The sequence below is a fragment of the Paludisphaera soli genome (genome assembly GCF_011064595.1).
Classification (GTDB): Bacteria; Planctomycetota; Planctomycetia; order Isosphaerales; family Isosphaeraceae; genus Paludisphaera; species Paludisphaera soli.
This window is the reverse complement of the sequence record NZ_JAALJI010000002.1, coordinates 124002-148982: the sequence shown is the minus strand read 5'-3', so window position 1 is coordinate 148982 and position 24981 is coordinate 124002. Positions and strand designations below refer to the sequence as shown.

The following is a 24981-nucleotide window of genomic DNA, read 5'->3' as shown; positions in this document are numbered from 1 at the left end:
GGACTTCTAACTCTTGAAGTATTCCCGACCCTCGGCGGCGTCGGATTCCGGGGTGGCCTTCAGGTGGACGACCACGCGGCAGCCCGGCGCCCCGCCGGCGATGGTCTCCTCCAGGACGACCTTCGAGTAGCCTAGGTTCTCGGCGGTGATCACGCCGAACACGTTCGAGGTCATCATGCACATGGCCGGGCGGCCGAGGACCTTCTCTTCGAAGGGGCAGGCCCGATTGCCGTAGACGATCCGGGTCTCGTCTTCCTCGATGATGAAAAAGTCGCCCTGGATCCGCCTCTTCAGGTCCACCAGGACGTCGGCCACCTGCTCTCGCGAGAGGGCGTCCACGCCCAGGGCCGCCTTGTAGCTCTCGTTGATCCGATCCCCGATCCGCTGGCCCACCAGGCTGACGAACCCCGAGGCCTCGGTCAAACCCACCACGTCCTGGAGCGTGCCCGCCAGCTCCCGGATCAGCGTGCGGAGGAAGACGTCCCGTTCCAGCGGGACTGCCAACTCCTGCAAGGACCCACGCCGGTAGGAGGACTCGGCGGCGGCAGTCCTGGTTTCGAAGGGGCTTCGCGATTCACTCATGCGATCTGCTCTCGCGTCCGGTCACCGAAATCCGAGTCAACGAGCCGAGATCGGTCGATCTTAGCCCCCCCGCATCCCGGCGACCAGTCTCCTAGAGTCCTGCTGAGAGATCTCGTTTGCACAATACCATGAAAAGTGTATGCAAAAAGTGTGCCGAAATGTCAAATCGAAGTCGTTTTCGGAACCGACGCAAGGTCGCCGGGTGGGTCGCGACCCTTGCCAGCTCATGCGCCGGGCCGTATAAGATCTAGGGTGCCGTCCGGGGCCCAGGGCATCGACGTCCTGGCCTCCCGGCCTCGGCGACGAGTCCCCTCAACCCTCACGCCCGGCCCGAAGCCCCCTCCCCGCGGCCGAGGCCTGACCCGCGGCGACGCCCCGATCTCTCCGGTCGCGTCCCCGGGCCTCGAGCTCGAAGGATCCCATCATGCCCCGGATTCGCGGAGTCGTTCAAGGACTCGGCTTTTTGGCCCTCCTCTCGTCATCCTTCGTCGCTCCGCCGGCTCGCGGCGAGGACGTCCCCGCCGCGGGAAGCTTGGTGATCTGCGGGGGCGGCGGGCTGCCCGATTCGGTCCGGGGGCGGTTCGTCGAGCTGGCGGGCGGCCCGCGCTCGCGGATCGTGGTCGTCCCGACGGCCAGCCAGGACGCCGACGCCCAGGGGCCGGAGCTGGACGAATTCCTGGAGCCTTGGCGGAAGCGCGGGGCCGGGTCCGTGAAGTTGCTCCACACGCGGTCGCGCGACAAGGCCGACGAGGCGGAATTCGCCGCCCAGCTCGACGAGGCCGACGGGGTCTGGTTCAGCGGCGGCGATCAATCCCGCATCACCGAGGCCTACCTGGGGACCGCGACCGAGGCCGCGCTGCGGCGGGTCCTGTCCCGGGGCGGCGTGATCGGGGGCACCTCGGCGGGCGCGGCGATCATGACCAAGGTCATGATCACGGGCGGGTCCGAGAAGGCGTCTCTCGGCTCGGGCTTCGGCTTCCTCCCGGGCGTCGTCGTCGACCAGCATGCACTGCGGCGGAGCCGCCTGAACCGGCTCCTGGGCGTCCTGGCGGAGCATCCGGAACTGGCGGCAGGGGTCGCCATCGACGAGGGGACGGCCCTGATCGTCGACCTGGCGAAGAACCAGTTCCAGATCGCCGGAGAGTCGTACGTCGTGGTCTGCCGGCCTTCGAAGGACGGCCCGGCCGGGGCCCCGCCGCGGTTCGACGTCTTCCACGAGGGCCAGCGAGGGGAGCTGGAATCCTGGAGCCCGATGGCGCGCGAGGCTCGGGGCGACCGCTGAGCCGTCATGGGGCCGACGCCGGGACTTCGTCCCCCTGCGGGGGCGACGACGGCTCGCGACGGTTGAGCCATTGCACGCGATCCGGGTCCAGGCCGTACTTCGCGCACCAGCGTTGCAGCACGACCTCGGTCGGGGGGTATCCCAGGGTGTCCACCAGGGCGAACCCCCGCCAGTCCGTGGGGAAGCAGCCCGAGTAGCCATTGATGGTGGGGACCCCCGTCTGGATCGACGCCCACATGGCGTCGAGCCCGTACAGGATGAAACCGTTCGCGCCGACGGGCTCGTAATAGAACGCCTCGGCGTCGGGGCGGACGTCCCGGGAGACCTCGGCGATGCGGGCCCGGCTCTCAGTCACCTCGAACGTCGGGGACGTGGAGGTCTGCTCGGCAAGGCAGACGAGGGCGACGCCCCACGCCGCGGCGCCCCAACGGCCTCGATCGAGCCGCTCCACCAGGATCGCCAACCCCAGGGCGGCGGGGACGAGCAGGACGAGCGCCACGCGCGCGGGGACGCGGATCGCCAGCGAGCCCGGGATCCAGGGCGAAAAGGCCGTCCAGAACGAGTCGTGCCCGTGGATCACGACCACGATCGCGAAGGCGACGGCCAGGAGCCACGCCAGGCCTCGCGAACCGAGGCGCAGCCGTTCCGGCGGGACCGAGGCCGACGCCCAGGCTATCAAGGCGCCGGCCGTCCCCCCGACGAGGATCCAGGGCCGGTTCTCGAACATCAGCCAGGCCGTCGCGGCCAGGCTCGCCGCGACGGCCGCGAAGGCCGCCGCGCCGCGACGGGCCGGGAGATAGTAGCCCGCCAGGGCTGCCGCCGGCGCGAACATCGCCGCCATCGTCGCCGTCGTTGCGATCGGCAAGAGCCGCCAGACGAGGAGCGTGGCCGCGGCCGCCGGCAGGATCTGCTCGTCGATCCGGCCCCGACGCGCGAAGACCCTCCCCAAACAGAGGACGATCATCGTCACGGTCAGCGCGACGACGTAGGCGTTGATGGGGGGGAGCCACGCCAGGAGGGCCGTGGTCGCGACCAACGCGGCCGCCCCGCGCTCGCTCCAGTCGGGCTCGCGGAACAGCAGCCCCAAGGCGAAGGCGATCGCCGCCCAGGCCGCGAGGATGACCCCAGGGTTCGGCAGCGTCGTCATCGTCGCCAGCACGAGGACCGTGAAGCCGATCGCGACGCGCGGCAGCGGCCGCCCCCGCGCCGCCAGGAGCCCGAGGACGCAGGCCGCCGTGGTCAGGTAGCCGACGGAGAGGTGGTGTTCCCAGAGGAACGGGTTGGGCTCGCGAGGCCACCGCCTCTCGACCCATCCCCAGAACCAGTTCGCCTCGCCCAGGCTCCACCACGACCAGGGGCGGGCGAGCGTGTACCGCTGGATATGATTGAAGCCCGAGGCGTATTCGCGCGCCGCGGGCAGGTAATGGGCGAGGAACGGCACGAGCGCGACCCCCGCCGCCGCCAGGCCCGCGGCCACGGCCCACCAGTCGCGCGCCAGCACCTCCAGCAGCGGGCCGCGCGAGGTCCTGGAGGCCAGGCCGACGGCCGTCGCGGCACCCACGGACGCGACGTAGAACCACCCCAGGTACACGCCGCCGTAGAACTGCATCGCCGCCCCCAGGCCCGCCGCGACCCAGCAGGCCGCCCGCTCTCCGGGGCCCGGATCCGGCTCGCGGAAGACCCGGCGCAGCGCGTACAGGGACAGGATGACGTAGAAGAACGGCAGCAATTGTTGATGCTGAAGCTGGCTCACCCGGGGCGCCCCGAAGGCGAGCAGGCCCGCCCCCGCCGCCGTCGCCGCGGCCCGGAACTTCAGGCCGTCGTGGAAGAGGAGCACCCCGGCCGCGTAGTTGAGGACGGTCGCCGTCACCATCCAGATCCCGAAGGCCGTCTCCGGCGCGAAGCCGGCCAGCCTCCACGGCCAATAGAGCGGAGCGTAGCCCACCATCGAGTCCGTGAACGCCAGGACGTTCGGGACCGGGTGGAAGAACGGCGGGTCCCACAGCCGGGAGTGGCCCGGGTCGCCCGTCGCCCAGAGCCAGCCGTGCTCCAGCAGGTAGTGGAGCAATCGGCTGTCCACCAGATCCGTCTGGATGCTGCGGAACCCCGAGAGCAGCATCGGATGGTGGACCGCCAGGACCCCCGCGAGGCCCACCGCCGCCACGAGCCCCGCGCGGGCGAGCCGGGCCGGCCGGTCCGCCCGCCTCTCCGCGGCCCGGGGGTCGCAGCTTCCGTCAAGTCGACCCATGAGGACGTCCTCGCACGCGACTCCCAAGAATCCCAGCTCGCCAGCATAGACCTCCGCCCGCTGTCGTTCCAGTGTCCGAGGGGCCGTGTTCGCGTTGCGTCGATCTCGGGCTTCCGGTAAGAACCGTGTCGACGACGCCTCGCACGGAGGGGCGCGGATCCGGCGAGCCGCCGTCCCGGGGCTGTTCCATGACCCAATCCCGCCCGACCCCCCAGCCTCCCGCCGGATCGCCGACCACGAACCGGCCCGTCGATCGGGCCGCGGCGGCGGTGGTCTTCCTGGCGGCCCTAACGGTCCTGCTGCTCAAGGCCCCGGGGCTCGACTACTTCCTGACGAGCCGGGACCACGGCTATCAGCTCTGCATCGGCGGCCAGGTGCTCCTGGGCAAGACGCCCGGCCTCGACCTGGTGACGGTCTACGGCCCGATGGCGATGTACACGAGCGCCCTGGGGCTGAGCCTGAGCCGCTCGCTGCTCGGTGAGACGCTGCTCTGCGCCGGCGGATATTCGCTCTGCTTCGCCCTGCTGTACCTGCTGGTGAGGCGGGACTGGTCGCGAACGGCCGGGATCGCCGCCGCGCTCGCGGGCTACGCGCTCATGGCCCGCTACTACAAGTGGTACGTCTGGCTGATCCCGCTGGCGGCCCTCTGGGCCGTCCAGGGTTGGCTCGACGCCCCCGATGACCGCAAGCGGCGGTGGCTGATCCGGGGCGGCCTGGTCGTCGGCCTGAGCTGGCTCTACCGGCTGGACATGGGGACGTTCGCCGGGGCGGCCTTCGTCGCGATGATCGGGGTCGTGGAGGCGAGGCGGCCCGACCGACGGCTCGTCCCGTCGCTGGCGACGTTCCTCGCCGCCGCGGCCGTCTTCCCGCTCGCCTGGATGGCGTACCTGGCGGCCGTCGGGGGGCCGTCGGCTCCCTGGGCCTTCCTGGCCTCGTCGTTCCACGGGGCCCTGGTGGTCTCCCGTGGGATGGCCGCGCCGATGCCGCCGCTTCCGCATGTCGTGATCGCCTTCGCCTCGGCCGCGGCCGTCCTGTTCGTGGCGACGGCCGTCGGGGCGTTCCGATGCCTGCGGGGGCAGGGCGATGGGCATTCGCAATTCCTGCTGGCCTCGGGGCTGATCGGCCTGGCGGTCGTCCATCAGGCGATGCACCGCAGGGACCCCGCGCACCTGTTGCAGGTGGTCCCGCCGATCATCGTCGCGGCCTTCGCGACCCTCGCGACGATCCGCCGCGCGGTCGGTTCGCCCGAGCTGCCCCGGCCGGCTCGCTGGGGGCTTGGCGCCTTCGGCCTGCTCGTCGCCTGCGGCCTGGCCTACGCGACGTACGGGATGACGCCGTACGCCCGGTGGGACCTCGTCACGATCGGGTCGGCTCCCGCCGATCGGCTCCGCCAACTCGCCCGGCCGCTCGCGAATGATCACGCCCACCCGGCGCTCGGGGTCGTCCGGTTCCTCCGCGAGAATTCGACGCCCGACGACCCGGTTCTGGTCTTCCCGCTCGACACCCAACTCCTCCCCCTGGCGCGTCGGAAGCTCAGCGGCCGGCTGCACGGCTATTACGCGGGCGTGTTCGACGGGCCCGAGGACGCCGAGGCCAACCTCGACGCGATCCGCGCCGAGCCCCCCGCGCTCGTGGTCGTGCCGTCCCCCGCCGCACCCCGGACGGGCTCGGCCTGGCCCTCGGACAACCTGGCCCGTCGGGGTCGCGCGGCGCACGCCTATCTGGACGAGTACGTCCGCGTGAACTACCCGCGAGTCGTCTACGACGACGGCCGCTCGGCTGTGCTCTCGCGGTAGGTCGACGGCCGGTCAGGCCGGCTTCCGGAGGACGGCCAGGAGCGAAGTCCCCCAGGGGAACGTCAGGTGGTGCCCGAGCGGCGTCTCCAGGCCGAAGGCCGCCGTCAGGAGCCCGTTGATCGGGGCCGAGGGGACCGCGTGCATCTTCAGCGCCAGAGCGCGACGCTCCTCCTCGGAAGCCTCGGCGACGCGACGGCCCGCGACGGCCCGGCTCAGCAGCAAGAGCGGGCTGAGCAGGAACATGAAGTAACGCGCCTCGACAACTTCATATCCGCAGGCCACGCCGAGGTCGGCCAGCTCGCGGCGATGATAGCGGCGCTGGTGGCGGGCGAAATCGTCGTTCCAGGTCCAGAACCACCGGATGGCCGGGACGGTGATGAACAGCAGGCCGCCGGGCGCGAGGGCCCGATGCACCTGCCGCAGCGCCTCGCCGTCGTCGGGGATGTGCTCGATCACGTCGAGCAGGAACGCGACGTCCCATCGATTCGACCAGGGGAGGTCGAGCAGATCGACCCGGTGCCGCGAGACGCCCTCGGGGAGTGCGTCCGCCGCGAGGTCGAGCGCGGCCTGCGACGAATCGGCGAGCGCCAGCTCGTCGATCGGCGAGCCCGCCCGCTTCGCCAGGTAGTCGACCCAGCCGCCGCAGCCGCCGCCCAGGTCGACGACCCGCGCCGCCCTTCGGACCTGTCGGCGCACGGCGTGGAGCAGGAATCGATGACGGCCGCGATACCAGAAATGCCGGTCCTGCATCCGACGCAGCATCACGAACTCGCGGCTGTCGTACTCGTCGTCCCGATGGACGACGGCCTTCTCCCGGACCTCAGTCGACATGGGAACTCTCCCCAACCCCGACGCGCGACCGCGCCTCCCGCCCGTGCGCGGCGTCGACTCGATGCGTCGCCGCCCGGCCGTCGGACGACTCCTGCCTCACCCGGTACTGCGGCTTGCGGTTCACGTTCAGGTGGAGCCGGCCCAGGTACTCGCCGATGATCCCCAGCCCCAGGAGCTGCGTCCCGCCGATTATCAAGATCGCGATGATCGTGGATGCGTAGCCGGGGACCGCGATCTCCGACGCCAGAGCGCAGACCAGGTAGTACAGGGCCAGCAAGAACCCCAGCGCCGAGACGGCCAGGCCGCACGCCGTGACGAGCTGCAGCGGCACGATCGAGAAGTTGGTGAACAGGTTGAACGCCAGCCCCAGGAGCTTGCGGAGGTCGTAGCCCGAACGCCCCTCGCCCCGAGGATGGTGCGCGACCGGCGTCTGGCCGATCCGCCGCGTGTTCCAGGCGAGCAGGCCGTCGACGAACGTGTAGTTCAGGTCGTAGGCGAGGATCGCGTCCAGCAGCGGCCGGCGGACGGCTCGGAACGAGGCGACCGTGACGTCGTTGCCGAAGACCGCGCGGTAGAACACGTTGACCAGCCGCGACCCGGCGTTCCGCCAGGAGCTGTGCCGCTTGGACTCGTAGAGGCCGTAGACCAGGTCGAGGTCGCGGCCGTGGAGGGCGTCGAGCAGCTTGGGGATCTCCTCCGGCGGGTTCTGGAGGTCGTCGTCCATCGTCACGACGACGTCGCCCCGGGCGCGTCGGAATCCGCACATCAGGGCGTTGTGCTGGCCGTAGTTGCGCATGAGCTGGACGATCGTCACGCGGTCGGGATGCTGGGACTGGATCGCCTGTAGCGTCCGCCAGGAGCCGTCGGCGCTGCCGTCCTCGACGAAGACGAGTTCGTGGCTCGCTCCGGTCGCTTCGAGCGCGGCGAGCGTCCGGTCGACGAGCGCCCGCAGCGTCCCTTCGGAGTTGTAGACCGGCACCACGACCGAGACGTCGACGTTCGCCATGAGAACCTTCCCGCGTCAGGCCGAGGCCGCGGGCCGCGGCCGGAAATGATGGATCGTCTCGCGGACGGCCGGGCGGTAGCCGCAGGCCCGATAGAGCGAGCAGGCCGGCTCGTTGGCGAGCTGCGTCGCCACCTCGACCCGACGGACGCCCTGGGCCGCGAGCCAGGAATGCGCGTGATGAAGCATCGCGCGGCCCACCCCCCGGCGGCGGGCGTGCGCGCCGACCGCGACGAGCCCGATCGTCGCCGCGTCGCCCCGGACCGAGGCCGTGACCAGGCCCAGGGGGTCGTCCGGCGCGTCGCGCCCTTCGGCCACGAACACCGCGTCGGCCGTCTCGCGGCGGCAGCTTCGCGCGATCCAGATTTCGTAGAGGCGCCGGAACGCCTCGACCGGGATCCTCGGATCGACGCCGAACCGCGAGCACGCCCCGGCCGCCACCGCGAGCTCCACGAGCCCTGGCGACGGCTCGCCTCGGGGAGCCTCGACGACCGCGAAGGAATCGGGGACGGGGGTCGGGGCTTCGCTGGCGTCGAGGTCGGCCGCGAAGACGACCCGGTCGTCGACTTTCAGGCCGTCGAACTCGGCCAGCAACGCGGCCGGCATCGCGAAATCGGGGGGGGAGAAGATGTAGACGAGCGAATATCCGTCCCGACGCGCGGCGGCGAGGGCCCGGGCGAGCCCCTCCGGCTCGTCCGCGACGATCCGGCCGACGACGCCGCCGAAGTGCGCGGAGTCCCACGCGAGCGGCTTGACGCTCGGCGCGGGCAGCCGGTGCGGGGGGGCGGCGCTCAGGCCGCGGGACGTCGCTTGCATCGGAGGAAATAGCCCTCGATCTGGTCGACCACGAAATCCTGCTCGTCGGCGGTCATCTCGTGGAACAGGGGGAGGCGCAGGAGCCGTCGGCTCGCGTCCTCGGTGAGCGGCAGGTCCCCCTCGCGGTAGCCGAACTTCCTCCCCATCGGCGACGCGTGGAGCGGGACGTAATGGAAGACCGCGAGCACGCCTCGGCTCCGCAGGTGCGCCGCCAGCTCGTCGCGGGTCGCCTCGTCCGGGAGCAGGACGTAGAACAGGTGGGCGTTGCTGCGGCAATGCTCGGGCGTCCGCGGCAGGCGGAGCCGGCCCTCGCGCTCCAGCGGCTCCAGCCGGCGCAGGTACGCGTCGTACTTGGCCCGGCGGGAGGCGTTGATCGTCTCGGTCAACTCGAGCTGGGCGTAGAGGAAGGCCGAGCAGATCTCGCTGGGGACGTAGCTCGAACCCACGTCGACCCAGGTGTACTTGTCGACCTGGCCCCGGAAGAACTGGCGCCGGTTCGTCCCCTTGTCGCGGATGATCTCGGCCCGTTCGAGCAGTTCCGGGTCGTTGATCCCGAGCGCGCCCCCTTCGCCGCAGATGAAGTTCTTGGTCTCGTGGAAGCTGAAGGCGGAGAGGTCGCCGAGCGAGCCGAGGGCCCGCCCCTTGTAGTAGGCGTCGACCCCCTGCGCGGCGTCCTCGACCACGCGAAGCCCGCGACGGCGGGCGACGTCCAGGATGACGTCCATCTCGCAGCCGACCCCCGCGTAGTGGACCGGGAAGACGGCCCGGGTGCGGTCGGTCACGGCGTCCTCGATGCGGGTTTCGTCCAGGTTCAGCGTGTCCTCGCGGACGTCGACGAACACCGGTTTCGCGCCCAGCCGGGCGACGGCGTTGGCGGTGGAGACGAACGTGAACGAGGGCATGATGACCTCGTCGCCCGGCCCCAGGTCGCAGAGCATCGCGGCCATCTCCAGCGCCGCCGTGCACGAGGGGGTCATCAGGACGTGGGGGATCGCGAACCGATCCTCCATGAGCCGGCTGCACAGGCGGGTGAATTCGCCGTCGCCGGCGATGTTCCCCTGCGTGACCGCCCTGGCGATGTAGAACAGCTCCTTGCCGGCGATGAACGGCCGGTTGAAGGGGACCGTGATCGGGACGTCGGCGTGAGAGGTCCGGCTCGCATCCTGGCCCATCCGCGTCATGCCGCCCCTCCTGAATCAGTCTCGGCCCGCGTCACCGCGATCGCGGCGCGAACCAGGCGTGGCCGCCCGGCTCCGTGGCCGCCCGGCTCCGTGGCCGCCCGGCCGACGACGTCGCGCCCCTCTCGTCTATCGGCGCGGAAGGCCGGTTGAGTCGAGATTAATGGCCGGATCGTTCGTGACGATGAGGGATGGCGACCGACTCCGCCCGCATGCCATACTTGTTCCGTCCGTCATGCGGCAACCCTCCCCCCTGGATCGAGATGGCCGCCGCCCCGCGCGGTCCGGCATGCGAGGCCGAGCATGCATCCCCCACGCCCCGAGGATCTCGCCGTCGAGCTTTCGGAGGAGGATGCGCGCGGCGTCGAGCGCGTGGTCCAGCGGCTCAGGAGGGCCCGCCGCGTCCTGGCGGTCACCGGGGCGGGGATGTCGGCCGATTCCGGCGTGCCGACCTATCGCGGGGTGGGGGGGCTCTATCGGTCCGACCGGCCGACGCCCCACGGCTTCTCGATCGAGGAGGTCCTGTCCGCGCCGATGTTCGACGCCCACCCGGACGTCACCTGGAGCTACCTGAAGGAGATCGAGCGCGCCTGCCGCGGCGCGCGGCCGAACCGAGGGCACGAGGTCCTCGCGGAGATGGACGATTACTTCGACTCGGTCTGGATCCTGACCCAGAACGTCGACGGGCTCCACCAGGCGGCCGGCTCGCGGAACGTGATCGACGTCCACGGAGGCCTGCACGCCCTGCGTTGCACGCGCTGCGACTTCCGGACGCGAGTCGACCACTACGAGGGCCTCGACGACCCGCCGCGATGCCCGACGTGCGAGGCCGTGCTCCGGCCCGACGTCGTGCTGTTCGGCGAGTCGCTCGACCCGGACAAGATCCGCCTCCTGCAGATCCAGCTGACGAAGGGGTTCGACCTGGTGTTCAGCATCGGGACGAGTAGCCTGTTCGACTACATCGTCGCCCCGCTGCGGTTCGCGCAGGCGGCCGGGAAGCCCACGGTCGAGATCAACCCCGACTTCACGGCCATGTCCGATCTCGTCGACGTGAAGATCCGCGCGCGGGCCGCCGTGGCGCTCGACCGGATCTGGGCCGACCATCTGGCCTGGTGGCCCCACACCTGACCTGACCCCGCCCGGCCGCGCGGGCGCGGCCTCAGGGGACGGGGATGTGGTCGAGGATCTTCATCAGCACGTCGTCGACCGAAAGGCCCTCGGCGTCGGCCTCGTAGCTGACGACGATCCGGTGGCGGAGGACGTCGCGGGCGAGCGACTTGACGTCGTGCGGGGTGACGTACTCGCGGCGGGCGAGCAGCGCGTGCGCGCGGGCGGAGCGGACGAGCGAGAGCGTGGCGCGGGGGCTCGCCCCCAGCTCGATCAGCGGGGCCAGGCCCAGGCCGTAGGCCTCGGGGTCGCGGGTCGCGCGGACGAGGTCGACGACGTACTCCTTGATCGCGGGCGCGACCTGGATGGAGGCCGTCAGCCGTCGCAGTCGGGCGACCTCGCCGGGGTTGAACAGCGGCGGAGGTTCGTCAGGCCCGGCGTCCGGGCGGGCGGCCTCGGCGACGCTCGGCAGGTCGAGCATGGCCAGCTCGGATTGGCGGTCGGGATAGCCCACCAGGACCTTGAGGAGGAATCGGTCGAGCTGGGCCTCGGGGAGGGGGTAAGTCCCCTCGTGCTCGATCGGGTTCTGCGTGGCGAGGACCCAGAAGGTGTCGGGCAGGAGGATCGTCTCGTCGCCGACGGTGACCTGGCCCTCCTGCATGGCCTCCAGCAACGCGCTCTGGACCTTCGCCGGGGCGCGGTTGATCTCGTCGGCCAGGAGGACGCTGGTGACGATCGGCCCCGGGCGGACGTCGAAGGTCCCGGTCGACGGGCGATAGATCTGGGTGCCGGTCAGGTCGGCGGGGAGCAGGTCGGGCGTGAACTGGATGCGCCGGAAGGGGAGGTCCAGGGCCTGCGCGAGGGCGCGCACGACCCGCGTCTTGGCGAGGCCGGGGACGCCCTCCACGAGGACGTGTCCGCCGGCTAGCAGGGCGACGATCAGCTTCTCGATCAGGGGCCGTTGCCCGACGACCACCGTTTCGAGACGCTCGATCAGCAGGCCGAGGCCGCGATGAGCGTCTTCGAATGGGGACGTTTCGGCGGGGCTTTCGGGGCTCGACATCGGCAACGGGCACCAGCCGGGATCGGTCGGGTCGGGACGTGGCGGCGGGCTACTTGGACGCCCTGCGCTTCTCCATCAGCTTCCGCAGGATCTCGGTCGCGGCGTCGCTGGTGTCCTTGAACTGCTGGTTCGCGCCGCCGGCCCCCGTGGCGCCGCCGGACGAGCCCTTGGCGGCCTGCTGCTGGGCCTTCTTGGCGGCGTAGAACGGGTTCGACTCGTCGATGAATTCTTCGACGGCGGGGGCTTTGCCTTCCTCCTCGTCGTCGTCCTCGCCCTCCTCGTCGTCCTCATCCTCGTCGTCGAGGGTGTCCATGACGACTTCCTCTTCCTCCTCCTCGACCTCGGCTTCCTCCTCTTCCTCCGGCTCCTCGACCGGGGTCGGAGCGGCGGGCTTAGCCGCGGCGGGGACGGGGGCGGGCGGCGGCGCGGCGGCGGCCTCGGCGGCGTCCTTGAACGCGGCGATCGTGATCGTGTCGCCGCCGTAGACGTTGGTCGGGACGTCGGAGCCGCTCCCGGTCGCTTCGCCGACGAGCCAGGCGTCGATCTCCTCGTTCAGCACCTCTTCCGGGGCCGACTTCGCGGGGGCCTTGGCGGCCGGGGCCTTCGCGGCGGCGGGCGCGGGGGTCGGGGGGGCGGCGGGGGCCGCTGCGGCTGCGGCGGGCGCGGCCGGCTTGACCGCGGCGGCGGCCGGGGCCGGGGCGTCCTGGATCGACACGGCGAAGGTGAGCGGGCCGACCTGGACGAGGTCGCGATCCTTGAGGGCGCAGGGGCCTTCGGTGATCGCCTTGCCGTTGACGAGCGTGCCGTTGCGGCTGCCGAGGTCGGCGACGGCGACGACGCCCTGGACGATCGAGAACTCGGCGTGCTCGCGACTGACCTGTTCGCTGTTGGGCCGGAGGTGACAGGTCTCGCCGCGGCCGATCTTGAACTTCGGGCCGACCAGGGGTATCACCTTACCCTCGGGCTTGCCCCGGACGACGATGAGCTGAACTTTCATGAGAACCGTCCCGACCTTCTCGGTCAACAACGATTAGGGGGGCCAACGTCCACGCACGGTCGCAAACCGTCAGAGCCGATCCTCACCGAAACCGCGGCCGATTCCCACGCGCGTCGAAGTCGGCCGCTCCCTCGCGTCCGGGCCCGCGACGCTTCCCGTCTCGTCGCTCGCCGATCGTCCGCCCGCACGACGTCCCGAAGGCCCGACCGCACGCAAGCGGGCGACCAGAGAGACTCTATCGGATCGTCGCCGGGGAATCCACATGCCGCACGCCTGCCGACGGATCGAGGCTGGAGATGTGTCGTCCTCGCAACGTCGCCTGTAGCGAGTTCGTGGGCGAGGTTCCAGCATCATTCTAACGGATTCCTTCGGAAGTCCAACCCTTGACGACGGGCCCGCCCTGCCGTTTCGCCGGCGGCCCCCGCTCGGGGCCGCGTACGTAGGATCGCGCATCCTCCGCGTTCCTTCCTCTTCGGCCGCGGGGATCGGCCAGCGCCAGCGGAAAGGGGCTCGCGCGGAGCCAGGGCGATCGGGTAAGCTGTCCCCTCCGCGCGGCCGTCGCGACCCGGACGACCCGAACCGGCGGGCGGGCGTCGCGAGGGCGGGCTGGGGACGAACGTCGGCGAGGGGATTCGCATGATCCGCAGATGGTCGCAAGGGGACGCCGACGACCACATGGGCGAGGAGATCCTGGTCCGGACCGGCGAACTGGTGCGTCGCCATCCCTGGTGGCGCGCCAGGGCGAGGCTCACCCTGGCCCTGCTGGGCCGGCTGGGCGTCCTTCCCCCGGCGCGGGTGCTGGACGCCGGCTGCGGCTGGGGCGTCACGCTGGAGGCGCTGGAGGGTCGGGGCTACCGGGCCGCGGGGCTCGACGTCTCGCCGCGCATCCTGGCCGCGCTCGACAGGACGGATCGCACGCTGATCGAGGCCGACCTGACGCGCCCGCTGCCGGCCGGGCCCGAGCCTTCCGGCTTCGACGCCGTGCTGGCCCTCGACGTGATCGAGCACCTCGACGACGACCGCGCGGCCGTCGCCGTGCTCGGGCGGCTCGCCGCGCCGGGGACGGGGCGGGTCGTCGTCAGCGTCCCCGCCCGGCCCGACCTGTTCTCGGAGTTCGACGCGATCCAGGGCCACCGACGACGCTACCTGCCCGACCGGCTCCGGGCCGCGTTCGACGGCACCGGCCTGGCGGTCGAGTCGGTCTTCTGGTGGGGCGCCTGGATGACGCCGATCCTGCGGCGGCGCGTGGGGAGGGACAAGGCCGCGGCCGGGGAGTCGCCGGCCGAGGTCTACCTCCGACACCTGCGGCTCCCGCCGTGGCCCGGGCCGCAGGCGCTCGGGCTCGCCTACGCGATGGAGCAGCCCTGGGCGTTGAAGGGACGGCTGAAGACGGGGACGTCGCTGTTCGCCGTCGCGAGGCGGACCGGCTGAGGGGCCGGTCCCGCCCCGCGCCGGCTCACTCGGCTTTCGGGGCCGACTCTCCCAGCAGTCGCCTCGCCCGCTCGGCGGAGCGGGTCTTCGCGGGGTCGACGAGCGCCTTCCGCGCGCCTTCGTCGAGCGCGTCCGGCTTGACCAGCCCGGCTTCGAGGGCGTCGACCAGCGCCTCGCGGCGGTCGGCGTCCCGGATGAGGGCCTGCATGGCGAACGCGCGGTTGCCCGGCGTGAGTCGTCCCAGACATTCCAGCAGCGGGGCGACGATCCGGGTCGAAGGGACGTCGCCCAGGGCGCAGACGGCCCCCTGGTGCAGCTCGGGGTCGACCCCTTCGGCCAGGTAGCGGACCAACTGCTCGCCGTGTGCGTCCCAGCCTTCGACGCCGAGGATGCGGAGGGCGTCGTAACGCGTCCCGGTCCGCACGGCCTCGTCGTCGGCCATCTGGACGGCCAGGGCGATCGATCGGTCCCAACGGGCCTTCAGCTCGGGCGAATCGGCCAGGATCGCATCGAACCGGGCCCCCGGCATCGGCCCGACCATGCTGACGCCGTTGATGAGCCCGCCGCCGAGCACGACCGATCGCCAGTCCTCCAGCTTCGCATCGGCCACGGCCGGCAGCGAGACTTCGAGGATCCGCCGCATCTCCTCGACGTCGTCGCGCTTGCCGGCGGCGATCGCGACCCGCCAGATCCAGGGGATGCGGCGGTACTGCTCGGCCTCGTCGGCGCGGTCGAGGCCGGCGGCCATCGCGGCGATCAGCTCGGCCGACTTGTCGGCGTGGCGGGCGACGAGGGCCTCCCGCTCGGGGGCGGGGACCTTGTCGTCGAGGATCGTCCGGGCGACGTCGGCCACCGATTCGGGCCTTGAGGTCGCGGCGGCCTGCGCCGGCTCGGCCGCTTCCTCGCCGGCCTCGCCGGGGGTCAGGATGATCGCACGGAGGTCCGCGAGGGCCCCGTTGAGGGGGCCGTCGGGGCGGATCTCGATCCGATGGACGGCCTTGTGGAAGACCTCGTTGGTGATCGACGCCTTCCGGTAGACGCCCCAGCCGCCGGTCGCCGGGACGACGCCCCGGTACGTGTGGCGGCCCATCGCCAGGGTGTAGGCGTTGCCGGCCGAGGCGTCGTCGCAGGCCCACTCCAGGGCCACGTTGAACATGGCGCCGTGGTCGACCTCGAAGGTCCAGGCGGCGCGGTCGGCGGCGGCGTGCCAGTAGCCGAGGTTCTCGTGCTCGGTCTCGAAGACGAGGCTCGGGCCGTAGATCTCGGCGTTCGCGGCGGTCAGGCGGATCACGCCCTTCGGGCCGGCCTTCACCACCACGGGCCGGTTGCCGTCCTGCACCTTCGGCTGCGACGAGCCCCGGCCCAGATAGGCGATCACGTCGGCCACGTCGGCGGGCGAGAGGTCGTTCTCCAGCCCTTCGGGCATGAGCGAGCGGCCCGAGGAGGCGATCTCCTCCAGGTCGTCGCGGAGCACGACGTCGGTCAGCCCTTCCTGGCGCTTCAGGGTGATGGCGCTGGCGGTCTCGTCCACGATCAGGCCCGAGAGGGTCCGGCCGTCGTTGAGCGCGGCGTTGTAGCTGACGTAGCGGGCGTCGACCTCGCGGTTCGGGTCGAGGATGGCGGTCAACAGCCCCTCGGGCGAGAGGTCCGTGAGCGCCGCCAGGTCGGGGCCGACCTCCACGCCGGCTCCGTCGAGCTTGTGGCAGGTCGCGCAGGCTTTCTGGAAGACGGCCTGCCCGCGCGAGGCGTCGCCGGGCTTCGTCCGGGCCTCGTCGTAGGCGGCGAGCACGTCCTGCCGCGCACCGATCTTGAGCGAGCCGAAGGCGGCCTCGGCCCGCTTGCGGAGGGCCTCGGGGCCGGACTGCAGGAGCCGCTCGCGATGCTGGGCGCCGATCTGAGAGGGGGGCACGCGGCCGGCCTCCATCGCGGCGAGGAGGGCTGATTCGGACTCCTCGCGGGCGATCAGCGCGTCGAGCGCGGCGGCCTGGGTCGCGGGGCCCAGCCGGCTCCAGCGGGCGACGACGGCCTCGGCCGATTCGGCGTCGCCCAGCCGCGCCAGGCCTCGAAGGGCGGCGGCCTGCACGTCGACGGGCTCGGCGGGGTCGAGCCGCTCGGCGATCGCGGCGCGATCGGCGTCGCGGTCGTCCGCGTTCCGCCCCAGGAGCCGGAGGGCGGCGATCCGGTCGGCGGCGGGGGCCTCGGCGTCGGACGCGATCGCGCGGGCGGCGGCGATGAGGGGGACGACGGCCGGATCGGCGGCCAGGGCGTCGTCGCGCGAGGCGTCGAGCAGCTCGGCGACCGCGCCCAGGCGCCAGCGGGCCGGCTTCTCCGCGCCCCCCGAGGCGATCAGGGCCAGGGCCGAGGCGATCGCATCGCGGTCCTGCGCCCCGGCGATCGTGGCGATCAGGGGCTCGACCAGCGCCGACGACGGGCCCTTCGGCCCGGCTTCCGCGATCAGCCGCTCCAGGATGCCGCGGGCGTGGGGCGTGGCCGAGCTGAGGACGGCGGCGCGGAGCCAGGTGTCGCCGCCGTCGCGGGCGGCGATCGCGCCCAGGGCGCGGCCGGCCTCGGGCGAGGGCCACTCGCCCAGGCTGAGCGCCGCCTGGTAGCGGACGCGGACGTCCGGGTCGTCGGCCAGCTTCAGGGCCGCGAGGCCCACCGCGGCGTCGGCGGCCAGCCGGGGCTCGGAAATCTTCAGGGCGCGGGCCCGCACGACCGGCTCCTCGTCGCCCAGGGCGGCGGCGAGGACGTCGGCGTCGAGGTCGCCGAGGACGTCGAGCGCGGCCAGGGCCTGCGCGCGGGCCTCGGGGATCGCGCTCTCGCGGGCCAGCCGGGCCAGGACGGGCTTGGCGGCGTGGTCGGCCCGGTGGTCGAGCAGGCGCTGGACCGTGTCGCGGACGGTGCCGTTGGGGGTGTCGAGGGCGGCGGCGAGGTCGGCGGTCGGCATCGCGTCCAGGTTCGCGACCGGACGCAGCGGGCGGCCTTCGGGGACGAGGCGGTAGATCCGGCCCTTATCCGCACCGGCGCGGACGTCGAGCGTGGCGAGCCGTTCGGGGCTGATCCAGCGCGGATGTTCGATGACGAATCGGTACATGTCGACGACCCAGAGCGCGCCGTCGGGCCCGGTGCGGACCTGGACGGGTCGGAACCAGGAGTCGACCGAGGCCAGGAACTCGTGGTCCTGCTCGTCCTCGGCGCGACGTCCGGCGAACGTCGCCCCTTCGGGCTTCAGCACGACCCGACGCACGAGGTTGTGGACCGACTCGCAGACGAAGCCGTTCCCGAGGTATTCCTCGCCCAGCAGGGGGTCGCGGTGGATCAGGGGGCTGCTGGCGCCGGTGACCCGGTTGGCGTTCTGCGGCTCGTTGTAGCGGGTCAGCGTGCGGCTGGACGGGAAGAGCTTCCCGGGATCGGCGTCCCCCTTGGGGATGACCAGTGGGGAAGGCGCGGGGACGCGGGGATTGCGGCGGACGTAGTGGTCGGGGAGCGGATAGTGCTGCAGCAGCACGCTGTTGTTGCCGCCGAACTGGTTGCCCCAGTCGTCGTGGACGCGACCCTGCTGGGTCAGGCCGGACGCCGGCTCGAAGACGCCCTGGTCGGGCTTGAAGCGGAAGTCGCGGCCGCCGAGGTCCACCTCCGCGCCGCTGGCCCGGCCGTGGATCCGGCCTCCGATCAGGCCGTTGGCGCCGTAGACCCAGCCGTCCGCCTCGTAGGCGAGGCCGTTCACCCGGGCCTGGTAGTTCTCGGTGGCGAAACCTTCGTAGAGCGTCTTGCGGACGTCGGCCTTGCCGTCGCCGTCGGTGTCCTCGGCGTAGATGATCTCGGGCGCGGCGCAGATCAGGACCCCCTTGCGCCAGCAGGTGACGCCGGTGGGGAACGCGAGGTCCTCGATGAACGTGGTGGCCGTGTCGTAGCGGCCGTCGCCGTCGCGGTCTTCCAGCACCTTGATCGCGCCGCCGGGCTTGTACTTGCCGTCCATGCCGGACGGGTAGTCGCGCATCTCGCAGACCCAGAGCTTGCCGTCGGCGCCGAAGTCGACGGCGACGGGGCTCTCGATCAGCGGCTCGGCGGCGACCAGCTCCATCTTCAGGCCGGGACGGGTGCGGAAGCTCTGGAGGGCCTCGGTCGGGGAAAGCGCGGGAGGGTTCTCGTCGTCGGCCTGGGCGGCCTCGGGCTTGTCGGCCGGGGGCTCGAAGCTGGCACCCACCACGCGGTGGACGGCGTCGAGGATGATCTGCTCCAGGCCCGGCTTGAACTTCGTCGGGCGGGCGTAATAGACCATGGCCCCGCCGCCCTCGTAGCCGCCCTCCTTGAGGATGCGCTCGGACGGGATGTAGCAGGGCGCGTCGTTGGCGTAGGCCGTGACCCACGTCCGCGACGGGTCGAACTCCTTCTTGATCCGCAGCACGTAGTCCACGACCACCTCGCCCGGGAGGAAGACCATCATCAGGTCGTCGCCGAACTTCCAGGCCTGGGCGGAGTAAGAGAGGGTCTCGGGCAGCTTCTCCCCGCGGTCGAGCTTGGCGAGCTGGACCGAGGCGTTGTAGCCCGGAGGCCCGCCGGCGGCGACCAGCTTCTCCAGGTCGGCCCGGGTCGGCAGCGTGTCGTAGGGGAGGTCGAACCGCTCCATGGCGGCGGCGGGGGGGCCCTCGACGGGCTTCCACTCGCCGGCCATCAGGCGGGCGACCTCGTCGGCCAGGGCCCGGCCGTGGGTCTCGGAGTCGGCGCTGTTCCGCCGGGGGTTGGGGTTGGAGTCCGCCCCGCAGCCGACGACGGTCAGGGCGATGCAGCCGGGGTTGTCGGCCTCGATCCCGCGCTGGGCGGCGCCGGCCCAGTCGCCGTCGACGAGGTTTTCGGACGGGTTGATGGTCGTGCAATGGCAGGCGTAATTGGTGACGACGGCCCGGACCTTGCCGTCGGGCGAGACGGCGCGGAGGACCGGCAGGCTGTGGTCCACCGGGCCCCCCTTGGTGCGGCGGTTGGCCGCGAACCCGACCCGTCCCTGCGCCCAGGAGAGGTTCGCCGGCTTGCGGTCCGCCAGGGCGTCGAGGCAGACGCGCTCCAGCTTGTCGATGAACTCGCGCGTGTAGGCGTCGACGCGGGCCTGCTGCTCGGCGGTGATCGGCTTGCCGAAGATGTTGGGGGCGACCCCGGCGAGCATCGGCGCGTAGTGCGTGTGCGACGCCCCCAGGGCCAGCCGCTCGCGGGGAAGCCCCGCCTTCTTCTCCAATCGCGCGGCGACCTCGCCGACGATCTCGTCGGAGACCCCCAGGCTGTCGACCGAGACCAGGACGACGGGCTTCTGGTCGTCCGCGCCGATCGCCAGCGCCTTGGCGAAGATCGGGTGGGATACGCCCGTCGACTCGGCCGAGCGGGCGAGGTAGCCGTGCAGCCAGATCGGCCCGGTCGGCGAGACGTCGACGCGGGCGACGCCCACGGCGACCTCCCCGGCCTGGCATCGAGCGGACGCGACGTTCAGCGTCGCCAGGCCGAGCAGCAGCCCGGCCGGGAATCGGAGCTTCCTCATCGGAGTTCCTCTCATCGGGCCTGGTTCTTCGATCGCTTCGAGGCGTCCACCTTCGCGAAGTCGAAGGTGAACTCGTTCGGCGTCCCGGCCTTGACCTCGGCCTCCAGGGGCCCGCCGATCACCGTCTTCGAAGGCTTCGTCTTGGGTTGCAGCGAGAAATTCCCGAGCTTGTCCTCCTCGGGGCGGTCGACCGCCTCGGTGATCGAAACTTGGTACTTGCCCGGCGTTGGGCCGTCGACCCGGGGGATGGTGAAGGCTCCCGCCTCCACGGTCCCGCCGGCCTCGGCGCCCCCGCCCGACGGGCGGAACAGGATCGATCCCTTGGCGAGCGGCTCGCCTTCGATCGTCACTTTACCCGATACCGGCTCGCGCGGCAGGTCGTCGCCGGGTTCGCCGCAGCCGGCGAGGGCGGAAAGCAGCACGGGCGTCGCGAGCAGGCCCGCGGCGATGGCGAAGGTCTTCATGCGTCTCGATCTCCGATCGACGGCCGCCCCGGAGGGGGCGGCCGTCGCCTGGGCGGGTGGGTGTTCAGAAGGCGTCGGCGCTGACGATCTCCGCGCCCTGAGTGCTGCTGATCGCCGACCAGGTGGGGAGGCTGATCGAATCCTTGATGAACTTCACGCTGCCGTCGCACATGGCGACGTTCACGCCTCCGGAGTGCTTGCTCCGGGCCGCCGTATACCAGGTGACGTCGGCCGTGGTGCAGGGCGGGTTGACGCCCCCGCGCGGCGAGTTGCAGAGGCCCGGCCACATGACGTCGGGGGTGCGGCTGTTCGGCCCGGTCCAGGCGGTGTAAGTCCCCAGGGGGCCGCACCAGGAGAAGCCCCGCAGGTCGAGCTGGCCCCCCACGGTCTGGCCGACGAGCTGCTCCGAGAGCATCATCGTGTTGCTCAGGCCGTCGGTGATCGCGGCGAACGAATAGCAGGTGTTGGGGACGCCGGCCTGCTCGCGCTCGCGGTAGCCCGCGATGTCCACGAACGGCGAGCCGATGCAGGTGAACGGCGCGCCCCGGAACGGCATGCCGTCGAGCGTCCGCTGCTGCATCATCGTGTTGCCGAAGTTGACCACGTAGTTCTGCGAGGTCACCAGCTTGGTCTCGCCGTTGAGGTTGATGCCGATCCCGCTCAGCGAGCCGTTGTTGCCGTCGCTGGGGCACATGAAGGCCGAGATCCGCGCCGAGGTCACCGTGATGTTGCAGGCCCCGTTGTAGCGCAGGTCGAAGTCGACGTAGCCGGGCTCGCCCGAGTTGTTCCCCATGTAGTTCCAGGCGTTGAACGAGCTGACCTGCTCCATGTACGGCAGCAGGCAGACCATCCAGCTCCCCCAGGCGTCCCCTTTCTTGCCGGGCGAGAGGGTGTTCAGGGCGGACTGATAGTTGTGCAGCGACAGCGCGATCTGCTTGAGGTTGTTCGTGCACTGCGACCGCCGGGCGGCCTCGCGGGCCGACTGGACGGCCGGGAGCAGCAGGGCGATCAGGACCGCGATGATCGCGATCACGACCAGGAGTTCGATCAGCGTGAACCCGGAACGGCGACGTGGCATGGGCGCTCCTCACTTCAGGACCGGCGGGATGGATCGGCGCAAGGGGGGACGGGCGTCGGCGTATGCGACGCGGGGGGGCCCGCGGCCCGGCAAGGAGAGGAGAACCCGCCGCGGCCCGTCCCACAGTGTTCCATCGCGCGAGGCGTGACAGGATTTTTTTCGAGGGCCGGTCCGGCGGTCGAACTCGTGCGATCGTCAGGATTTGCGACGTTCGACGGCCTGGGGCGTCGGGCGGGGGGGCTCGCCGAGCAGGTCCTTGAGGCGGCGGAGAACGCGCGACTTCGCCTGGCGGACGGCGGCCGGCGTGACGCCCATCTCGTCGGCGATCAACGCCGGCGGGTGGCCGTCGACGGTGGCCCGCCAGAAGGCGACCCAGGTCCGGTCTTCGAATTCGCCTCGGACGGCCTCCATCGCCTCGCGATAGAGGTCGTCGACCAGGCCCCGCTCCTCCTCGTCCGAGGGGTCGTGGGACGGTGCGGTCAGGAGGAGGACGTGCTCGTGGAAGTCGGCGCCGGCGGCCCCTCGGGCCCCCTCGCGACGCCGGAGGGTGAGGACCTTGTAGCGGGCCACGCCGTGCAGCCAGCCCCGGAACGAGTCGTCCTCGCTCTCGCGTCGGAACGAGTCGAGGCTCGACGCGACGGCCTGGAAGACGTCCTGCGTCACGTCGTCCACGTCCTCCGGACGCACGCCCCAGCGGCGGCACCAGTGGCGGAGCAGGGGGGAGTAGAGCGCGTGCAGGCGGCGCCAGGCGTCGCCGTCGCGCGTCTTCGCCCGTTCCAGGAGCGTGAGCGACGTGGCGTCCGCCCCCGCGCCGAGGGCGTCGACGCGGGCGAGGTTCGGTCGTGGCATGGGGAGACGTCCTCGGCGGGTCGGTCGCGTCCGCCCCCCGCCGCGATGGGGCGGGGAAGGCGCTTTTCCGTGTGGAGTTCGTCGCGATACGATACGGCGGGCGGCCGGGCCCGGGGCGGGCGGCGGAAAGGGGAGGCGCCGCCGGCCGCGCCATCGTATAGGAGCCCAGGGTGGACCCGCAAGCTGATTTCGATGCGTGCCCCGACGACGAGGTCCTCCGCGCCTTCCTGCTGGGCGACCTCCCGGACGCCGCCATCGCCGCCGTCGGCCGGCACCACGAGGCCTGCGAGGCGTGCGAGTCGCGGGCGAGGGCCCTGGACTCGGGCTCCGACCCGATTGTCGACGAGCTGCGCCGGTCCCTCCTCGGCGCCCCGCCCGCCGCTCGCGCCGCGGCCTCCCGGCCCGGGACCCCCGACGCCGGCCTCCCCGATCTGCCTGACTACGCGATCGAGGCCGAGCCGATCGGCGTGGGCGCCACGGGGGTCGTCTACAAGGCCCGGCACATCCGGCTCGGCCGGGACGTGGCCCTCAAGATGGTCGCCCGCCGGCCGGACGTAGCGTCGCGACTCCTGGAGATGGAGGCCAAGGCGGTCGCCCAGCTCCGGCACCCGAACATCGTCCAGATCTACGACATCGGCCGCCACGGCGACCGCCCGTTCCTGGCGCTGGAGTTCGTCGAGGGGGGCTCGCTCGAGGCGGTGCTGCGGGAAGGCCCGCTCGACCCGCGCCGCGCGGCCGAGATGATCCGCGTCGCGGCCGAGGCGGTCGACCACGCGCATCGCCAGGGGATCGTCCACTGCGACCTCAAGCCCGGCAACATCCTGATCGCCCGCGACGGCGTCCCCAAGGTCGCCGACTTCGGCATGGCCAAGTGGGTCGAGACCGACGGCTACTGGGGGGCCGAGGGGGGCTTCCGGGGCACCCCCCGCTACATGGCCCCGGAGCAGGCCGGGGGGGAGGGCCCCGTCGGGCCCCAGACCGACGTGTACAGCCTGGGCGTGATCCTCTACGAGATGCTCGCGGGCCGACCGCCCCATGCCGAGGGGACGGACGCCGGGACGGCCCGCGAGGCCGGGCCGAAGTCCCCCCGGGCCATCCGCCCGGCCGTGCCGCGCGACCTGGCCGCGATCGCCCTGAAGTGCCTGCGCGAGGCCCCGTCCGGCCGCTATCCCACGGCCGCCGACCTGGCCGACGACCTGGGTCGATTCCTCGCCGTTCGGCCGGTCGGAGGCTCGCTCCGGGGCCGGCGGCCCGGCGGGAGGGCGGCCGCCCTGGTCGCCTCCGGCCTCGCGGTCGCGGCGGGCGCCTGGGTCGCGTCGCGGCCCGTCGGGGCCCCGCTCGGGACCGACGGGCGGCCGTCGTCGAACTTCGCGACGGGCCAGGACGGGGGCTCGGCGGAGATCCTCAAGCCGGTCTACCAGGAGGACGGCTCGCTCCGCCTGGGCGCGGCCGCCGCCTCGGTCGCGGGGGACACGCTGAAGTTCGAGGACTCCTTCGGGAACCTCGGATTCTGGCACGGCGGCGAGGATCGCGCCTCATGGACGTTTCTCGTCGAGGAGGAGGCCGACTTCCGGCTGCTCTTGGAGTACGCCAACCGCAACGGCGAGGCGGAGAATCGATACGAGGTCCGAGTCGACGGCCGGCGATTCCTCGGCGAGGCCCGGGACACCGGCGGCTGGTCCGTCTACCGGACCTTTCCGGTCGGCGAGGTGCGACTCCGCCCCGGGGTCCACACGATCGACGTCGGCCCCGAGGAGCCCCTGCGCGGGGCCCTGTTCGACCTGCGAGCCGTCGTCCTCGCGCCGCTTGGGAGCTAGCCGAGCATCAGGACGCGGCCGACGCCAGCGCCGGGGCCGCTTCCATCGCCGGGGCCATGTCGTAGTACCGCGTCTTCGGGTGGCGCGAGAGCCAGAACCAGTAGGCGGCGGCTCCGAGGAGCAGGCCGACGCTGATCGTCTGCGAGATCGTCAGGCCCAGGAAGAAGATCCCCTCGTCGTTGCGCAGGTACTCGATCAGGGAGCGCGTGATCGGGTAGGTGATCATGAGGATCCCCATGACCTCGCCGTCGCGGCGCCGGATCGGGTAGTAGGCGCAGAGCAGGATGAGCAGGACGAGGGCGTCGAGCGCCGAGTAGAGCTGGGTGGGGTGGAGCGAGAGCGAGTGGAGCGCGTCCGGCGGGATCAGGCCCAGGCGGACCTCGGTCTCCCACGGGGGGGAGCCCTTGGGGAACTGGACGCCCAACGGCGAGTGGCAGACGTCGCCGAAGCAGCAGCCGTTGAGGAAGCAGCCGAGCCGACCGAACAGCGTCCCCACGGCGATCGACGGGGCGAGGGCGTCGAGGTACGGCCGCACCGGGAACGGGTTGAGCCGGCGGTAGAGGAAGAACGCCGCGACGCCTCCGAAGATGCCGCCGTAGTAGACGATCCCCCCCTTCCAGAACTGGAAGACGTCGAGGATGTCGTCGATCCCCCGGCCCCAATACTGGATGCAGTAGAACAGGCGGGCCCCGATCAGGCCCCCGGCGAACAGCCAGAACGCCATGTCCATGACGAGTTCGGGATCGAGCCTCTCGCGACGCGCGCGGCGGACGGCCAGCCAGGTGGAGGAGGCGAAGGCCAGCACCAGCATCGCGCCGTAGCCGAAGACCTTGATTCCGCCGAAGATCGGGATCTCGAACAGGACCTGTCGCATGGCCTCTCGCGTCCTCCTGCGCCTCGGTCTGTCGGTCT

Annotated in this window: 18 protein-coding genes; 5 read left to right on the top strand and 13 right to left on the bottom strand. The window is 71.9% G+C overall.

Annotation, left to right across the window (positions count from 1 at the left end):
• Positions 1 to 6: 6 nt before the first annotated feature.
• Positions 7 to 582: a methanogen output domain 1-containing protein gene (locus G6O68_RS03510; RefSeq protein WP_206108006.1), complete on the bottom strand. Its 576-nt coding sequence runs from the start codon at positions 580 to 582 to the stop codon at positions 7 to 9.
• 424 nt (positions 583 to 1006) lie between these two features.
• On the opposite strand from G6O68_RS03510, the gene G6O68_RS03505 reads away from it, so the two are divergent.
• The gene (locus G6O68_RS03505) at positions 1007 to 1864 is read left to right on the top strand and encodes a cyanophycinase (RefSeq protein ID WP_165244875.1); all 858 of its coding nucleotides are present in this window, start codon (positions 1007 to 1009) and stop codon (positions 1862 to 1864) included.
• 4 nt (positions 1865 to 1868) lie between these two features.
• On the opposite strand, the gene G6O68_RS03500 is transcribed toward G6O68_RS03505, so the two are convergent.
• The gene (locus G6O68_RS03500) at positions 1869 to 4112 is read right to left on the bottom strand and encodes a hypothetical protein (protein ID WP_165244873.1); all 2244 of its coding nucleotides are present in this window, start codon (positions 4110 to 4112) and stop codon (positions 1869 to 1871) included.
• Between the two features lie 188 nt (positions 4113 to 4300).
• On the opposite strand from G6O68_RS03500, the gene G6O68_RS03495 reads away from it, so the two are divergent.
• A complete protein-coding gene (locus tag G6O68_RS03495) occupies positions 4301 to 5908 on the top strand; it encodes a hypothetical protein (protein WP_165244871.1) in 1608 nt (535 codons plus the stop codon).
• A 12-nt stretch (positions 5909 to 5920) separates the two neighbouring features.
• On the opposite strand, the gene G6O68_RS03490 is transcribed toward G6O68_RS03495, so the two are convergent.
• Genes G6O68_RS03490 through rffA form a run of 4 tightly spaced genes read right to left on the bottom strand, consistent with a single transcriptional unit; the run spans position 5921 to position 9739 of the window.
• A complete protein-coding gene (locus G6O68_RS03490) occupies positions 5921 to 6739 on the bottom strand; it encodes a class I SAM-dependent methyltransferase (RefSeq protein ID WP_165244869.1) in 819 nt (272 codons plus the stop codon).
• Positions 6729 to 7745, bottom strand: coding sequence for a glycosyltransferase family 2 protein (locus G6O68_RS03485; protein WP_165244867.1), 1017 nt, complete (start codon positions 7743 to 7745; stop codon positions 6729 to 6731). The genes G6O68_RS03490 and G6O68_RS03485 overlap by 11 nt, the downstream gene beginning before the upstream one ends.
• Before the next feature lie 15 nt (positions 7746 to 7760).
• On the bottom strand, positions 7761 to 8558 hold the full coding sequence (locus G6O68_RS03480) for a GNAT family N-acetyltransferase (protein ID WP_165244865.1): 798 nt from the start codon (positions 8556 to 8558) through the stop codon (positions 7761 to 7763).
• Positions 8534 to 9739, bottom strand: coding sequence for a dTDP-4-amino-4,6-dideoxygalactose transaminase (gene rffA / locus G6O68_RS03475; protein ID WP_240911025.1), 1206 nt, complete (start codon positions 9737 to 9739; stop codon positions 8534 to 8536). Before rffA ends, G6O68_RS03480 begins: the two co-directional genes overlap by 25 nt.
• A 300-nt stretch (positions 9740 to 10039) precedes the next feature.
• On the opposite strand from rffA, the gene G6O68_RS03470 reads away from it, so the two are divergent.
• A complete protein-coding gene (locus G6O68_RS03470; RefSeq protein ID WP_165244863.1) occupies positions 10040 to 10864 on the top strand; it encodes an NAD-dependent protein deacylase in 825 nt (274 codons plus the stop codon).
• Positions 10865 to 10895: 31 nt separating this feature from the next.
• Here G6O68_RS03470 and G6O68_RS03465 read toward each other — a convergent pair whose 3' ends face one another.
• A complete protein-coding gene (locus G6O68_RS03465; protein ID WP_165244861.1) occupies positions 10896 to 11906 on the bottom strand; it encodes an AAA family ATPase in 1011 nt (336 codons plus the stop codon).
• Positions 11907 to 11955: 49 nt separating this feature from the next.
• The gene (locus G6O68_RS03460; protein WP_165244859.1) at positions 11956 to 12903 is read right to left on the bottom strand and encodes an FHA domain-containing protein; all 948 of its coding nucleotides are present in this window, start codon (positions 12901 to 12903) and stop codon (positions 11956 to 11958) included.
• A 636-nt stretch (positions 12904 to 13539) separates the two neighbouring features.
• Here G6O68_RS03460 and G6O68_RS03455 point away from each other — a divergent pair.
• Complete coding sequence (locus G6O68_RS03455) at positions 13540 to 14334, top strand: class I SAM-dependent methyltransferase (protein ID WP_165244857.1); 795 nt, start codon at positions 13540 to 13542, stop codon at positions 14332 to 14334.
• A gap of 25 nt (positions 14335 to 14359) precedes the next feature.
• On the opposite strand, the gene G6O68_RS03450 is transcribed toward G6O68_RS03455, so the two are convergent.
• The 4 genes from G6O68_RS03450 to G6O68_RS03435 all read right to left on the bottom strand — a co-directional run bounded on the left by G6O68_RS03450 (position 14360) and on the right by G6O68_RS03435 (position 22252).
• Positions 14360 to 19861 (bottom strand): neutral/alkaline non-lysosomal ceramidase N-terminal domain-containing protein, encoded by a 5502-nt coding sequence (locus G6O68_RS03450; protein ID WP_165244855.1) that lies wholly within the window; start codon positions 19859 to 19861, stop codon positions 14360 to 14362.
• 11 nt (positions 19862 to 19872) lie between these two features.
• Positions 19873 to 20325: a hypothetical protein gene (locus tag G6O68_RS03445; protein WP_165244853.1), complete on the bottom strand. Its 453-nt coding sequence runs from the start codon at positions 20323 to 20325 to the stop codon at positions 19873 to 19875.
• Between the two features lie 64 nt (positions 20326 to 20389).
• Entirely contained in the window at positions 20390 to 21403 is a 1014-nt protein-coding gene (locus tag G6O68_RS03440; RefSeq protein ID WP_165244850.1) for a DUF1559 domain-containing protein, read from the bottom strand.
• 195 nt (positions 21404 to 21598) lie between these two features.
• Positions 21599 to 22252 carry an RNA polymerase sigma factor gene (locus G6O68_RS03435; protein WP_165244848.1) on the bottom strand — a complete coding sequence of 218 codons (654 nt, stop codon included), beginning with the start codon at positions 22250 to 22252 and terminating at the stop codon, positions 21599 to 21601.
• Positions 22253 to 22422: 170 nt separating this feature from the next.
• Between G6O68_RS03435 and G6O68_RS03430 the strand changes: the two genes are divergently transcribed.
• Positions 22423 to 24069, top strand: a complete 1647-nt coding sequence (locus G6O68_RS03430) for a serine/threonine-protein kinase (protein WP_165244846.1) — start codon at positions 22423 to 22425, stop codon at positions 24067 to 24069.
• A gap of 7 nt (positions 24070 to 24076) precedes the next feature.
• On the opposite strand, the gene lgt is transcribed toward G6O68_RS03430, so the two are convergent.
• On the bottom strand, positions 24077 to 24943 hold the full coding sequence (gene lgt, locus G6O68_RS03425) for a prolipoprotein diacylglyceryl transferase (RefSeq protein ID WP_165244844.1): 867 nt from the start codon (positions 24941 to 24943) through the stop codon (positions 24077 to 24079).
• Positions 24944 to 24981: the final 38 nt, after the last annotated feature.

Coding starts and splice junctions, on each gene's coding strand:
- G6O68_RS03495 (WP_165244871.1), top strand. CDS start 4,301: ATGACCCAATCCCGCCCGACCCCCCAGCCTCCCGCCGGATCGCCGACC.
- G6O68_RS03455 (WP_165244857.1), top strand. CDS start 13,540: ATGATCCGCAGATGGTCGCAAGGGGACGCCGACGACCACATGGGCGAG.
- G6O68_RS03460 (WP_165244859.1), bottom strand. CDS start 12,903: ATGAAAGTTCAGCTCATCGTCGTCCGGGGCAAGCCCGAGGGTAAGGTG.
- G6O68_RS03450 (WP_165244855.1), bottom strand. CDS start 19,861: ATGAGGAAGCTCCGATTCCCGGCCGGGCTGCTGCTCGGCCTGGCGACG.
- G6O68_RS03480 (WP_165244865.1), bottom strand. CDS start 8,558: ATGCAAGCGACGTCCCGCGGCCTGAGCGCCGCCCCCCCGCACCGGCTG.
- G6O68_RS03440 (WP_165244850.1), bottom strand. CDS start 21,403: ATGCCACGTCGCCGTTCCGGGTTCACGCTGATCGAACTCCTGGTCGTG.
- G6O68_RS03490 (WP_165244869.1), bottom strand. CDS start 6,739: ATGTCGACTGAGGTCCGGGAGAAGGCCGTCGTCCATCGGGACGACGAG.
- G6O68_RS03435 (WP_165244848.1), bottom strand. CDS start 22,252: ATGCCACGACCGAACCTCGCCCGCGTCGACGCCCTCGGCGCGGGGGCG.
- G6O68_RS03470 (WP_165244863.1), top strand. CDS start 10,040: ATGCATCCCCCACGCCCCGAGGATCTCGCCGTCGAGCTTTCGGAGGAG.
- G6O68_RS03505 (WP_165244875.1), top strand. CDS start 1,007: ATGCCCCGGATTCGCGGAGTCGTTCAAGGACTCGGCTTTTTGGCCCTC.
- rffA (WP_240911025.1), bottom strand. CDS start 9,739: ATGACGCGGATGGGCCAGGATGCGAGCCGGACCTCTCACGCCGACGTC.
- lgt (WP_165244844.1), bottom strand. CDS start 24,943: ATGCGACAGGTCCTGTTCGAGATCCCGATCTTCGGCGGAATCAAGGTC.
- G6O68_RS03465 (WP_165244861.1), bottom strand. CDS start 11,906: ATGTCGAGCCCCGAAAGCCCCGCCGAAACGTCCCCATTCGAAGACGCT.
- G6O68_RS03445 (WP_165244853.1), bottom strand. CDS start 20,325: ATGAAGACCTTCGCCATCGCCGCGGGCCTGCTCGCGACGCCCGTGCTG.
- G6O68_RS03485 (WP_165244867.1), bottom strand. CDS start 7,745: ATGGCGAACGTCGACGTCTCGGTCGTGGTGCCGGTCTACAACTCCGAA.
- G6O68_RS03500 (WP_165244873.1), bottom strand. CDS start 4,112: ATGGGTCGACTTGACGGAAGCTGCGACCCCCGGGCCGCGGAGAGGCGG.
- G6O68_RS03510 (WP_206108006.1), bottom strand. CDS start 582: ATGAGTGAATCGCGAAGCCCCTTCGAAACCAGGACTGCCGCCGCCGAG.